Source organism: Zhurongbacter thermophilus (assembly GCF_026184435.1).
GTDB lineage: Bacteria > Coprothermobacterota > Coprothermobacteria > Coprothermobacterales > JAADFF01 > JAADFF01.
Map to the genome: position 1 here is coordinate 229,794 of NZ_CP046447.1, position 13,735 is coordinate 243,528.

Below are 13,735 nucleotides of genomic sequence, written 5' to 3' on the forward strand. Positions count from 1 at the left end.
TGAAACATAATTTAGTGTGATCTTTCAAGTAAAGCCTCTATTTCCCTTATGGGATACTGCTTTCTGTGAGGTATGGGTTAGTGCGTTCTAAACTGTCTTTCCGTGTAAACCGATAATCCATATGGTTCAGGTATCTGGCAGGTGCCAGACTCTGTGGGGACGGTGTATGGGGGTACATCGTCCCTTTGTTTGTAAGATTTATTCTTCAAAGGTAAATAAGCTATTTATCTTGTCTATAATACGGTCAAGCACCTCGTGCCCTTCAATATACGCCACCATGAAATATACTGTAGCTCCAATAAAGATAATGAGGAGTGTAAATACACGGGTTTGTGGCAGTAGCTTATCAAGAGGATATATAAAGACCACCATGGCAAGAGATGCAATAAGTGTTTTGATGGTTGATGGTAGTAGTGTTCTTAGCTGAAGACCGCCGAGCAGTTTGGAAAGTATATATAACTGAGCAAAATTTCCTATGGTGACAGCTATAGCCGTCGCCAGCTTAAGACCTATAGCTCCCATACCTATGGTAAATGCCAGAATGTAGTTGAGGAGTATGTTGAGGGGGACTACAAATAGTGATATCTTCATTCCAATATCTGTCCGTTTCATGGGTATAAAAGCGGATGTATAAATTTGTGATGCTGCCAGCAACTGTACATAAGACATTATGGCGGCTATAATACCAATGGTTATCAAGGTGTTTCCACCTATTTTATTGCTACCGAAGAAGAAGAAGGCAGTTCTATAGGTTAAAGTCGATATACCTATGACAGCAGGAACACTGAAAAATAATACTAACTTAGTGATACCATGAGCTTCTTTTAGAAAGCTATATTTATCATTTTTTCGGATATATGCCGATACCTTTGGATATATGCTCTGAACGAATGGGCCAATCATTAATGAGCCTATAATTCCTGCCACCACACTACCATAACCTATCATCGCAATGTTACCCTCACCAAGATAACCTGCCATGGTTCGGTCTATAAACTGGTTGATAATAGCTATACTACCTCCAATGTATAGGGGTAGTGTACCTACAAAGATATCCTTGACAAGTGCTTTACGTGAAGGTGCCCCCTTATGCGTGAAATGTCTTTTCATATAAGAAAATGCTTTGTAGGTAAGGTATAGAACCAATATGAAGTATGCCAATGCACCAAATATACGTCCCCAGACAATATATAGAGCCTCGGGTGAAACAGCGACTATTGTGGTCCACAGCGTATTTATTAGCGGATCTTTGATGCCTAGATGTGTATATATGTGTATGGCAACCAGTATCTGCTCGAATATTGTAATAAGTACATATAGAGCCGACATGAGACCAATAAGCACAAACATAGCGGAAGCAACAGATAGCTTAGCGGGATCATGATATACGTATGGTAAAAACCAGTGTATGATCTGCTTTGGAAATAGCATAAGTAAACCGGCTAATACAAGCCCAATGCTACCAGCTAGCAGCAATATCACCTGAGTATTGTGCTTGATGTGCCCGAAGTCTTCTTCTTCATAAGCTTGAGTGATATTAGGTGAAGAGTATCGGAGTATAGGGGTAATTACAGCCCCACGAAGTAATCCAAATATTGCTATACCAAGCTTAAACACATCAATAACATACGATGTGCCAAAGTATACAGCAAATAGTCTTTCTCTAAATACCCCTATGATCTTGCTGAGTATACGCCCAATTGTGATGTATGTTGCTCCTCTTATTGTGCTTTGTCTTTTCATGATTTATATTATAAGGTAAAATAAAAAAAACACATAAGGGTGATGTCTGTGGATGTTAGTGTAATAACACTTACTTGGAATAGTGAAAAATATGTAGAGAAATTTCTTGAGACATTGTTTGAGGATTTAAAGGCTAGCAGGTTATCTTATGAACTATTTGTTATAGACAATGGTTCAGTAGATTCAACATTAGATATACTTAGATCATGGCGAAAAGAAGAGAATGGTCTATATATTATTCCCCTTACGAAAAATACAGGAACAACATTTTCAAGAAATATAGGTTTGAGAGCATCTCAAGGACGGTATATTGCTATTTTAGATAGTGATATGGAAATACCAAGAGTTACTTTTGCTAAATGGATAAAGGCATTCGATAATATTCCATCTGATAGAGTTGGTATTGTTGCTCCTAAACTCGTGTATCCCGATGGTACCTTGCAAATATCTGCAAGAAGATTTCCCACAATGGCTTCTAAAATTGCACGTTTGTTTGATATAAAATTGTTACAGAAAAAGGTAGATATATGGCCAGGAGTTGCTGAAGGGAAAATTGTTCCTGTACCATATGCTATATCCGCTGCATGGTTGATAAAGAGGGAAGCTTTCGAGGAAGTAGGTTATCTCGATGAGAATATATTTTACGCACCTGAAGATGCAGAATATTGTACACGCATGTGGTCTAAAGGTTGGGAAGTGTGGTATTATCCTGATCCTTACATTATTCATCATACCCAGCGTATTACCAAGAAAAAACCCTTTAGTAAAATGGGATGGAGGCATATTGAGGGGCTTTTATACTATTGGTTAAAATATGGATATTGTTGTATTAGGGGTGGTGTCGATGTTTAATAAGATTAAAAGATTAACGCTTGATATTGCTAACTTATATATTTCGCCCTTATGGTTACTATTGAGAGAGAGAAACTATATAGTTTATTACTTGCACGGTGGGGGATTTACTGATAATACAAAATATATACTTGCATATCATATTAAGCACTATGGCAAAACTCTACCATTTAGGGTGGTATCTCCTACATGTTCAAAAGATATTTTGAAGTTTAAGCAAATGGTATCTGATCTTAATGGAAAGGTTTTTTGTTTGAAAGAAATGGGATACTGGAAGTCTTTTTTAAAATCCGCAGTGATTGTAACAGATCATGCAGAATGGGTTCATAATGGTACATATTGGGTATCTCTTGGTAGTGAGATTTTTCAACTTTGGCATGGGGTAGGATTTAAGAAAGTTGGATTTTTGTCTTTTAGAGATGTAAGAGGTAAGACTTATAGGCGACTTATTACTAAGATATTTAGAATATTAGAACAAAGATATACAGTAACTTGGCTATTGTCTACATCAGAGTTTTATAAAAAATCTTTATTCTCTACTTCGTTTTTTACTGTTAGGGGAATTTTGAATATAGGTAATTATCCGAGAAACGATATTTTGTTTTTAAATGAGCATATGATAGAGGATTATTTTGATAATAGAATATTGGCATTAGGTGTTGATACTTTTACATTGAGTGAGCTAGAGAAAAGAAGAGAGGGAGGAAGAAAGATAGTCTTGTTAGCTTTTACATATAGAAATGATAGGTATAGTATTTATGAGAATGGCACTTTAGACCTGCAGCAGTTGGATAAAATTGCTGATGATTTGCAAGTAGTTTTTGTTGTTAAACTTCACCCATTAGAGGAATTTTATTTTCGCAAACACGTTGTTGGAGATAGAAAATTTAGAAATATATATGTTTATTCAACTGGCTCATCATCTGATCCACAACCTCTTTTGAAGTTATCGGATGCCTTGGTTACTGATTATTCTTCTATTTATTCAGATTTTTCTCTGATGCCTCATAAGCCGATTGTGTTTTTCCCATATGATTATGATAAATACCTGTCTTCTGATTTAGGTTTTCAATTCCCTTATGATGTGATGACTCCAGGACCCAAGGTTTATTCTCAACAGGATTTGATACAGATGTTGAATATGATGATGAATGGGAATGATGAATACTATGAGAGTAGACGTAAATTCTCTAAAATGGCTTTTTCTAAACATAGTCCCGTTTCAGAAAGTATTTTTGACTTTATCAAGGCTCGTTGGGAGGCGTTAGCGATATGAAAACCTACGGTATCATTCTTGCTGGTGGGATAGGCTCTCGCCTAGGTTACGATATTCCTAAGCAGTTTATAAAAATAGCTGGTAAGACAGTACTTGAACACACCTTGGATGTCTTTGAAAATTATCCCTATATAGACGAGGTTATTATTGTGTCTAATCCTGTATATAGGGATAAGGTAGAAGACATTGTTATTAGCGATAAGTATGAGAAGATTGTAAAGATACTAAATGGTGGAAAAACGAGGCAAGAGAGTTCATACATCGGTTTGTCAGCTATAGATGAAGAAGATGCTTTTGTAGTAATTCATGATGCGGTAAGACCGTTTTTGTCTTATAGGATATTGGATGATTGTATAGAAGCGCTAAAAAGGTATAACGCAGTAGATGTGGCTATTCCTTCTGCTGATACAATTATTGCTATCACCGATGACAGAACTATAGACTATATTCCTCCAAGAAAGTATATGTGGAGAGGACAGACCCCCCAATGTTTTAGATTATCTGTTATAAAGAAAGCCCATGAAATGGCAATAAAAGATGGTTTTGTGGGGACGGATGATTGTGGACTTGTTGTGAGATATAGGTTGGGAGATGTTTATGTTGTGCAAGGAGATAGGAGGAATATAAAGATTACCTATCCAGAAGATGTGTTCTTGGCAGATAAAATGTTTATTATTAAAGGTGACGATACTTCGCACAATATACTTCTATCTATGGAAGAACTTTCTGAAAAATTAAGTGGAAAGGTTCTTGTTGTATTTGGAGCAAGTAAAGGAATAGGTAAATCTGTAGTAGAGATGGCGAAGGAGATAGGTATAAAGGTATATGGATATTCTCGAAGTTTGACAGGAACAGATGTAACGAAAGAGGATAGTGTAGAAGAAGCACTAAGGGATGTGTGGAAAAAAGAAAACAAGGTAGATTATGTAGTTGATACGGCAGGTATTCTTCGCATGGGTCTTATCGAGAAAATGGACTATGAACAAATACTCAAACAGATAGAAATAAACTATTTGGGTGTAGTTAACGTGGTAAGAAGGGCCATCCCTTATCTCCGAAAAAGTGGTGGAGGAGGAATTATCACATTTGCCAGTAGTTCGTATACAAGGGGTAGACCGCTATATTCTATCTACTCATCTACAAAGGCTGCGGTTGTTAATCTGGTGCAGGCTGTATCTGAAGAAGTGATAGGTGATAATATACGCATCAATGTTATAAGTCCTGAAAGGACTAAGACACCAATGCGTATAGAAAACTTTGGCTATGAGCCCGAAGATACACTGTTGAAGCCAGAGCAGGTAGCACATTATACTTTAGGGGTTCTCACAACGAACTATACTGGGCTTGTGTTTGAGGTTAGAAGAGATATGTTTAATCGTTAAAACCTTGCCGTCTTCTCCCACTGTATAGCCTCTTTGCCCTGTCGCAGAGAGGCTTTTATTTTGATCTGGGCGTTTATGAGTATAAGTAGCCATAGCTGGGCATAGGTAAAGTACATGAGCATGGCGGCAAGTACATTAGAGGCAGATACCTCTTTTTCTAAAAATGCCCCGGCTATAAGCTGAGTGACATATATCCAAAATGACTCATACCACAAGGTGATAAGTGGTACTCCGGCACCTACTGAAAAGATACTCAGGAGCCCTAATACAAACCATATATCTGATAGCACAACAAGTGCGATAAAGGCATAGTAAATGGACAGTAACTGTATGGCATTGATAAGGTTTTTACCTGTGCGATAGTGTTTATTCTGTAGTGTTTTATCAATGAGGTAGAGGTTGCCCATCATCCACCGCGTGCGTTGTTTCCACCATACCTTTAGTGTTTCTGGTTCTTGTTCCCATGTGGTGCTGCGTGGTTCTACAGGTATAAGATAGCCCTTTGCTGTGATATTTAGTGTTATCTCCGCGTCTTCGGCAAGGGCGTGGTCATCCCAACCTCCTATTTCCTCAAGCACAGAGCGTCTGATAAGCATATTAGTGCCTGTAAAAGAGCCTAGTTTAAAGAGCTTCCACCGGCCCAGTTGCATTATGAGTTGGAAGAGCAGTATTTCAAGTCCTATCATGCGGGTGAGCAGGTTTTTGTGCATGTTTATAGACCTGTAGTAGCCTACGGCACCGGCATGTTTGTCGTTTTCAAGCGTTTTCATGACAAGGTATTTCACGGCATCTTTGTCAGGCATGTTGTCGGCATCGTATACGACAACCATGTCACCAGAGGATATAGATAGGCCGTAGTTGAGCACACGGGCTTTACCTTTGGGTTTCCCTTCTGGGACATGTATATGGTGAATGTATGGAAAGAGCCTTGCATAGTAGTCTGCTATTTCACCAGTTTTATCTGTGCTGTTGTCATTGAGTACGTATATGTTGATATTGCCAGGATATTCCATGGTTGCCATGGCATTTAGTGTTTGAAATAGTACTTTTTCTTCATTGTAGGCGGGTATGAATATATCTACAGAAGGCCATCTTTCAGGTTCTCTGGGCTTTTTTATTAAGGTATCTATTCTGTAGAGAATACCGGCAATGGCAAGTATTGAGTAATAAAGTAGAAATGCCCAGAATAGTATTACGATAATGAGAAATATGGTGTTTGCTATGTTCATATGTTTTCACTCTGTTTAAGGAGTAGGTTTTTATTGGTTTCAAAGTCATGTGTTAGTGGTATGGTTTCAAATGTTATTTGCTCTAAAAGCTCTTTGCCGTTAATGTGTTTTTCCGTTTGAATTCTTTCTTTTATTCTCTCTATGACGAGGTTTGCCCTCTTGGTATCTGTTCCTTGGAGTACGATAAAGAAGGTATTACCCTCTCTGCCTACAAGATCGTACCCTACTCTGATAGACTCTAAGAGTATGTTACCTATATGCTTGAGAACCTTTTGAGGCACATTACCACTATACCCTTTAATTGTCAATTTTATCAGGGTTGCTGGTTCTCCTCGCCTTGATAGTGTGCGTGTAATATAAAAAAGTTCATCTATTAGTTCACTGATAGTAAGCACGCCGGAAACGGGATCTATTTTTTCCAAAGACTCAAGCAGTGTTTGGAACTTTTCTTTTTCCCTATGTTCTCTGTAGGTATACACTATAAGTAGCCACCAGGAAAGCACCATGGCCATGCCCAGTGTCTGTTCTGTGAGTATGTGCATCTGATATGCCGATGAAGGATTTGTAAAAGCCATATACATTCTGATAAATGCCGAGGCAAATATCACGGTGATAAGGGTGAAGAAGCTGTATAGTTCTCCCCATTTTACAAGCACAAGCGATGTTATGGCTATTATGCCTATGTAGATGCTGAATTCTATAGTAGAGAAGTTTATGGCATATAAATATGTCAGCACTATAGATAGTAAGAATAATGCTGGAAATCTTATATTTGTTTGTCTCACTTAACTCTCCCCTTTCTTGATATCTCTATTATACACTCACAAGGTGATAAAACTTGATAAAATGGTGTGGGAGGGATTGCTATGAGAAAAAGAGAGATGGCACCATGGTTTGAATATGCTGGATATGCAGTGCTTGCGTATGCACTGCTTTGGGGTATATGGGCATTTATCAATCCCGATGATTTTGAGGTGTTTAGAGGGGTTGCCCGTCAGATGGCTGGAGGGGGAAGCATGTTCTTTCGAAATCCCACAATGGCTATGTACCCCCTTGGGTATTTGATTGTATTGTATATTTTTGGGTTTTTCCTTGTTGGATGGGTTACTGTGTATATGGGGCATATGCTTCGTAAAAGAGAAAATCCTGGCAGCCTTGTGGGTATGATGCTTATTGTCTCTGTGGTATTTGTATGGAAGTTCTTGTCTGTAATGTCTGATACCCCGTTTCTTGCTGCTATGGGTGTTGTAGCCTTTGGATTTGAAACGGTAGTGCTTATTATGTACTATTTTGCCAAAGAGTAATATGTGAATTGTGTTTATACCCCACTTTTTCTGTGCCTGACCTTTCCCTGTAGGGGTAGAATACCTATAGGGGAGGTGACTTTTTATGATTAGAGAGGGTTATCTTTCAGAAGATGTTATTCCACAGCTTGTAGATGTTTTGTCTCCATATGCTGGTAAACGTGATCCCTATTGGGTTTCACAAAAACTGGCTCTTGTGGTGATGAATCCCATAAATTTCTTCTACGATAAAGCTATGCAGGGATATGTACCTTCTACGACATATCTTGTAGATGTTCTTCCCATGCTTATTCAGAAGGCAAATGAAGCTGGTATGCCTGTTTTCTATGTTAGACATGGTGTAGAGCGTGGTAGAGAAGGAAGCATAGGCAGATGGTGGAGATATCCTGTATATGAGGATTCTAAAGATAGCATGCTTTATCCCCTGTTTGCCGAGTTGCCAGGGGTTGAATTTATAAAGCATAGATACAGTGCCTTTTCTTCCGAGGCATTTTCTTCAGCCCTCAAGATGTACGATGTTGGGGGACTTATCCTTACCGGTGTTCTGCTTGATTTATCTGTTCTATCCACAGCACTTGATGCCTTTGATAGGGACTACAGTGTTGTTGTACCCATTGATGGCGTGGCAACACTAACGTATGATCTCCATGTTTCTACCATGAAGATTATAGCTCATGGCGTTGGTTTTATTCCCACTGTGGAAGAGGTGATTTCTGCTATTTAATATCTGTATACGAGGGAGGGGATATATATGTATGTGGTACAGATGGAAGATATACATGCAGGTTATGGCAAAAAAGAGGTCTTGAAAGGGGCAACACTAGAGGTTCCAGAAGGCCAGATAATAGTACTTATGGGACCTAATGGAGCAGGAAAGACTACACTCACAAAGGTTATGCTGGGTTTTCTAAAACCATGGAGTGGTACTGTAAAGTTATTTGAAAAGCCACTGGGAAAAGATGTGTTTAAGCATATTGGTGTGGTATTTGAAGAACCTGCTATATATGAAGAGCTATCTGCTATAGATAATGTCAAGATGTTTTCTGATTCTTATGGGGGAGACCCGAGGTGGGCATTAAAGGTTGTGGGTCTTCCCGAACATGTATGGAAAAAACCCGTATCTACTTTCTCCCGTGGTATGAAGAGAAAAGTAGAGCTTGCCAGGGCGCTTGTGCACAAGCCAGGATTGATGGTTCTCGATGAGGCAACCAATGGCCTTGATCCCGCATCTCGTAATGAGATACATAAGGTTCTTTTATCTATGAAGGAGGAGGGCACATCTATCTTTTTCACCTCTCACTATCTTGAGGAGGCTGGCAAGCTTGCCGATAAGGTATATTTTCTCAAGAATGGTAGGCTCATAACAGGAGAAGAACTCGATATCAGTTATCACGAGCTGTTTTTCAGAGTTTTACATCGCAGTGGAGATGTAGAGCGTCTTCCTGCTACTACAGAAAACTTTGAAAGAATTATGTCAGGACTTAAGGATGGTGAAATTCTCTCAGCCTCTTTAGAAGGTGCCTCTCTTGAAGATGTGTTTGATGTGTTGAGAGGTGAAATGCAGTGAAGAAGGTGCTCCTGTTTAATCTCAAGCTTATGAGAAAAAACTACCTTGTAATATTGGTGACGGTTGTTTCATTCGCCATGGTACTTGGTATGCTTTTTGCTGTGAAAACCACAGATACACATCCTCCTGATATTATTCAGGGTACTATAGGTCTGTATACAGGTTTTCCTATCCCTATTAGCTTTGGAGGAATAAAGGTTTATACATCCACTGCTAAGATGGTTGAAGATATAAAAAATATGATTCTTCCTCTCGGGGTAGATGTGAAACATAAGGTGCTTTATACATCTCCTATATATGCGTCTATATCTACAGAAGCCCTTTCTTATATGGCTTCAGCTGCTGAAAGGCTGCTAAAGGGTGAGGGCTTGTATCCCTACCATGATGATGTGTGGTGGGATCCATATACTCTTAGTGTTGGTAAGTTTGCCCGTGCTTTTCTTTTGTTTTTCCTATTTCTTATGGATTTCCTCATTATGTATCTATCCCTTGCGGTAAAGGTCAGGTTGTATCGCACGGAAAAGCTTTGGCATTTGCTGGGAATTTCTAAGGTAACTCTGCATTTATCCTTTGTGTTTATAGCATTTATGTCTGCCTTTGTTATCACTTTGCCTGTGTTTTTCTTCCAGCCAGATGTGTATAAGGTATACTTGGCAATTGTGTATATAACCCTTGTGAGTGCGGGTATATCTGCCTATTTCCTCAGGTATGCCAGCAATATGCTTATGGCATACTTGGCTATACTGCCCCCTATTGCCCTGCTCTTTGGAGCGGGAACCTATGTTCTTTTGCCCGATAAGTTAGGACTCTTTAAGTATGTGCCATGGACATACACATTTATAGATATATTGAAATATGCCGGTGCAGAGGGTATGATAGGTGGTATTACCCCGGCTCTTAAATGGGGTGTGTTGGTTGTTTGGGGGGCTATTGCCATATTGGGCTGGTATAAAGGGGTGATTGAAAATGCGTAATTATATTGCATATCTCAAGATGCAGGCAAAGTTCTTTGTAAGAGCTGGCCTTTACATACTTGTTTTGTTTATTCTCTTCCTTATTTCTCTTGATTTGTACGGACATCAGATGATATATGTTGAAAGGCTTGATGTTTATGCCCCACAGCAGTATCAAAGAGATATCCCCCTTGTGCACTGGGTTTCTGATAAAGATAAGGCAGATGCCTATGTTGATAGTAGTGGAGTGCTTCACATTACCACCTACAACCAGTTAAAGCGGAATCTTCTTATATATCTCTTTTCAGGAGAGAAATCTGATTGGAAAGTGGTGATTGTAAAGAACTTGCTTAGCATGGATATGATCCGGTTTTATGACACCCTTTATGGCATCATCTATCTTGTTATTGTCATATCGTTCACTACAGGCTACAACTTTATGATGCATAAGGTTCGAAGAACGGGGGCTATGTGGAAAATAGCAGGTCTTTCCAAGTGGGAGATTGTAGCATTGGAAATATTGTTTGCATTTATGATTTCGCTTGTGGCTCTTATTTTTAAAGTTCCGTGGTATGTGTTTATTACAACTTTTATGTTTCTTGTTGGTTTTGGAATTATGGTTGGTTCCCTTTCTAAAGATATTGAATCTTATACAGTGCTTCTCAAGATACTCTCCATTCTCTTTATCTTACCCATACTTTACTTTTTTATAGGAGATAAGGTGCCAAAGATTTTCTGGTACATCATTCCAACCTTTCATCCGGTTATGGTGATAGCCTCTCCTATTGTCAAAACACCATTGTCTGTTAGCACGCATGTGTGGCTAACCATTATTTTTTCTTTGATGATGATAGTTATTCCCGTATACTTTACCGATTTTGAATAGAAAAAGGGGAGGCATTGCCTCCCCTACCACTCTTTTCCTTCCATTGTGGGTTTGATAGGTGGTTTTGCTGTGGCGCGATATTTCTTTATGTATCTGCACCTATCAAGACATGGTTTACTAGTATCTATTATTTTAACTTTGTAGAAATCTGTCTTCAGGTATGCCCTATGTGGATAGTCTCTATACATGCGTTTAAGCATAGCAGATAGTACACGGGTATTGATGAATATATTGTCTCTGTGTAGTCTTTCGTAGTTTCTCATCATCAGTGTGATACCCAGAGGAGAGGAGATGCCCAGTTCCTTTATCAGTAATAAATACTGGTCTTTGTCTTTTAGCTTTGTAGCCCATCTGTAAAGTTCTTTAGCACGATTTATAAGTGTTTCTGAGTCTTTGTTTATGCATTCTCTCAACATGTCTCTTGTTGCAAAGACTACAACAATAGGAACATATCGGTGTTGCTGTGCCAGCTGGCATAGTCTGTGTCTTCCTCTATAGGTGAGATTCGTTGTATCTGATACTAAGGGCACACCTCTTTTCATATTCCACTCTAAGGCATGCCACCATAGTTTTTCTATCTCGTCTTCCATATGCTCATCTACTATTGTTTCATAAAATTTACCTATGCCAAGTGAAACTGGGCGTGATATGGCTTTTCTAATATCATCTCTGCTAACAGAAGCAATAGTTTTAGGCAGTGCTTTTTTTATCCATGTGGTTTTACCCATAAGAGGGGTTCCAACAGGAATAAATAATGTTCTGGGTGGGGTATACAAAACTTTATATCTCTGACGCATGTTTTACCAGCACCTCTATAGTATGTGGAAGTATCTGTCTGAAGAAATTAACAGTGTGATAGGCATCTGGGTAAATATCATATACGACATTGTCTCCCAACGATTGTTTTATGGTATTTGCATCAGATTGAGAGCGCACGACAAGATATGTAAATCGGGAATAGATGACATTGATTTCATGCTTTCCGGGTGTCCACAGTGGAAGAATGGCGCCAGCCATATCAAATAAACCGGCATATCTACTCATATATATGGCTACCTGACCACCTGCAGAAAAACCGATGTTTATATATGGTCTTTTGACTTTGTATTGTTTTTCAACTATTGGTAGAACAGTACCAGATAAAAATGTTTGGCAAGTGTGATGGTCCCAAGGATTGAGCTCGTTTAGCCTATCTGCAGTAGATTCAATTCCTACGATGGTAATGGGTGGAAGTTTTCCCTGCTTGATAGCCATATCTGCATATAGATTAATGCCTAATGGATGCTTGGTGGGATACAGGTCAAATACAAATTGTCCATCATAAATGACAACCAGTAAAGATGCATCTTCTACATCTGGTGTGTATACATATATATCCCTAGCATCACCATTTGGAAATGGTAAATCTTTTATAATCTCCATATGTCCCATAGTAATATTGTAATAGGAAAATGGTATATGTTTTCATGGGTGATGTATTATGGCCAGTGAAATAGAAAAGTATATATCCATTGTTGATAATTGGCGCAAGAAAAAGATAGAAAAAATTACCTTGGAAGATTTAGAACAGATACGCTCTTTGCTGTTCTGGGCTATTGATTTGGGAACAGGAGGGAAAGATGCGAAATATCTATTTGTTACGCGTAAGCTTTTGACCTTTGTTAGTGTTTACCTGAAGGCTGCTATATATGGGTTTGTATATCGTATGGTGCATTTGTACAAGCTTCTTGCTCGGGATATGCTATCGTGGGATGAATTTCTCTCAAGTGCATCGAAATATACACCATATAGACATGTGTTTGAAGATATATACAGTGCTATTCATGTGCTTGCCGATGTGGTTCAGTATCAGATACCACCTGACTTGACAGATTATATGAATGTATTTATTTCTGTGTACACGGCCGTGGTTCATGCTTCGGGTAAAGAGGAGTTTTTGTCTATGTTCCGTTACGCTATCGAGAATACAGAGTTTCAATCACTTATTGATGTGGATGATTTGCCATATCAGGCTGTGAAAAAACCGGAGCAGCAGAAGAAGACTGATTCGTCTGGTGACATCTATACGCTTCCGTTTCCTTATGTTGTAGATATGAGGTTTGTGCTTTATATGCCTATTGTTTATATTGGTTATAAGTTGTTAGATATACATGCCTTTATATATTTCATACAAGGAGTATTGGTTGAATCTATTCCTGCAGTTGCTGTTAGTGGCATTCATCTATTCCTTCTGCGGTTGTCGAGGGTTATTTTTCGTGAAAAAAGACAGTGGTGGATTATTACCTCTTTGGCTTTGATATCTACACTTTTGCTTGGTTTGTGGAATGTTCTATATCTGTACATGATTGCCGGTTATCTTGCTTTTTGGCTTGGTGAGCTTCTTTACTATAAATTATGCGGCTCTTTGCCATGGCATGACGTGTATAAAAGGCTTGTTGTATCCTTGTCTTTGTTGGCGGTTGTCGTTATCATTTTCCACCTTCCAGAGATATATCGTGTTCTGAAGAATATTGTTTTTATTGTGTTTGGTCTACAATAAAAGT

14 protein-coding genes are annotated in these 13,735 nt (G+C 38.7%); 9 read left to right on the plus strand and 5 right to left on the minus strand.

Annotation, left to right across the window (positions count from 1 at the left end):
* Positions 1–198: 198 nt before the first annotated feature.
* On the minus strand, positions 199–1,743 hold the full coding sequence (locus tag GM182_RS00935) for a lipid II flippase MurJ (RefSeq protein WP_449186727.1): 1,545 nt from the start codon (positions 1,741–1,743) through the stop codon (positions 199–201).
* A gap of 42 nt (positions 1,744–1,785) precedes the next feature.
* Between GM182_RS00935 and GM182_RS00940 the strand changes: the two genes are divergently transcribed.
* Genes GM182_RS00940 through ispD form a run of 3 tightly spaced genes read left to right on the plus strand, consistent with a single transcriptional unit; the run spans position 1,786 to position 5,253 of the window.
* On the plus strand, positions 1,786–2,595 hold the full coding sequence (locus GM182_RS00940) for a glycosyltransferase family 2 protein (RefSeq protein WP_449186728.1): 810 nt from the start codon (positions 1,786–1,788) through the stop codon (positions 2,593–2,595).
* On the plus strand, positions 2,588–3,871 hold the full coding sequence (locus tag GM182_RS00945) for a CDP-glycerol glycerophosphotransferase family protein (RefSeq protein ID WP_449186729.1): 1,284 nt from the start codon (positions 2,588–2,590) through the stop codon (positions 3,869–3,871). Before GM182_RS00940 ends, GM182_RS00945 begins: the two co-directional genes overlap by 8 nt.
* The gene (gene ispD, locus GM182_RS00950; RefSeq protein ID WP_449186730.1) at positions 3,868–5,253 is read left to right on the plus strand and encodes a 2-C-methyl-D-erythritol 4-phosphate cytidylyltransferase; all 1,386 of its coding nucleotides are present in this window, start codon (positions 3,868–3,870) and stop codon (positions 5,251–5,253) included. The genes GM182_RS00945 and ispD overlap by 4 nt, the downstream gene beginning before the upstream one ends.
* Here ispD and GM182_RS00955 read toward each other — a convergent pair.
* The gene (locus GM182_RS00955; RefSeq protein WP_449186731.1) at positions 5,250–6,482 is read right to left on the minus strand and encodes a glycosyltransferase family 2 protein; all 1,233 of its coding nucleotides are present in this window, start codon (positions 6,480–6,482) and stop codon (positions 5,250–5,252) included. The genes ispD and GM182_RS00955 overlap by 4 nt on opposite strands.
* Positions 6,479–7,267: a GGDEF domain-containing protein gene (locus tag GM182_RS00960; RefSeq protein WP_449186732.1), complete on the minus strand. Its 789-nt coding sequence runs from the start codon at positions 7,265–7,267 to the stop codon at positions 6,479–6,481. Before GM182_RS00960 ends, GM182_RS00955 begins: the two co-directional genes overlap by 4 nt.
* Before the next feature lie 81 nt (positions 7,268–7,348).
* Between GM182_RS00960 and GM182_RS00965 the strand changes: the two genes are divergently transcribed.
* The 5 genes from GM182_RS00965 (at position 7,349) to GM182_RS00985 (ending at position 11,192) form a co-directional block, all read left to right on the plus strand.
* Complete coding sequence (locus tag GM182_RS00965; RefSeq protein ID WP_449186733.1) at positions 7,349–7,786, plus strand: hypothetical protein; 438 nt, start codon at positions 7,349–7,351, stop codon at positions 7,784–7,786.
* A gap of 85 nt (positions 7,787–7,871) precedes the next feature.
* Positions 7,872–8,510: a cysteine hydrolase family protein gene (locus GM182_RS00970; RefSeq protein WP_449186734.1), complete on the plus strand. Its 639-nt coding sequence runs from the start codon at positions 7,872–7,874 to the stop codon at positions 8,508–8,510.
* A 27-nt stretch (positions 8,511–8,537) separates the two neighbouring features.
* A complete protein-coding gene (locus tag GM182_RS00975) occupies positions 8,538–9,353 on the plus strand; it encodes an ABC transporter ATP-binding protein (RefSeq protein ID WP_449186735.1) in 816 nt (271 codons plus the stop codon).
* On the plus strand, positions 9,350–10,327 hold the full coding sequence (locus GM182_RS00980) for a hypothetical protein (RefSeq protein WP_449186736.1): 978 nt from the start codon (positions 9,350–9,352) through the stop codon (positions 10,325–10,327). The genes GM182_RS00975 and GM182_RS00980 overlap by 4 nt, the downstream gene beginning before the upstream one ends.
* On the plus strand, positions 10,320–11,192 hold the full coding sequence (locus GM182_RS00985) for an ABC transporter permease (protein ID WP_449186737.1): 873 nt from the start codon (positions 10,320–10,322) through the stop codon (positions 11,190–11,192). The genes GM182_RS00980 and GM182_RS00985 overlap by 8 nt, the downstream gene beginning before the upstream one ends.
* A gap of 23 nt (positions 11,193–11,215) precedes the next feature.
* On the opposite strand, the gene GM182_RS00990 is transcribed toward GM182_RS00985, so the two are convergent.
* Entirely contained in the window at positions 11,216–11,989 is a 774-nt protein-coding gene (locus GM182_RS00990) for an AAA family ATPase (protein WP_449186738.1), read from the minus strand.
* Positions 11,973–12,614 carry an alpha/beta hydrolase-fold protein gene (locus tag GM182_RS00995; RefSeq protein WP_449186739.1) on the minus strand — a complete coding sequence of 214 codons (642 nt, stop codon included), beginning with the start codon at positions 12,612–12,614 and terminating at the stop codon, positions 11,973–11,975. The genes GM182_RS00990 and GM182_RS00995 overlap by 17 nt, the downstream gene beginning before the upstream one ends.
* Positions 12,615–12,672: 58 nt before the next feature.
* On the opposite strand from GM182_RS00995, the gene GM182_RS01000 reads away from it, so the two are divergent.
* A complete protein-coding gene (locus tag GM182_RS01000) occupies positions 12,673–13,731 on the plus strand; it encodes a hypothetical protein (protein ID WP_449186740.1) in 1,059 nt (352 codons plus the stop codon).
* The last annotated feature ends 4 nt before the right edge of the window (positions 13,732–13,735 follow it).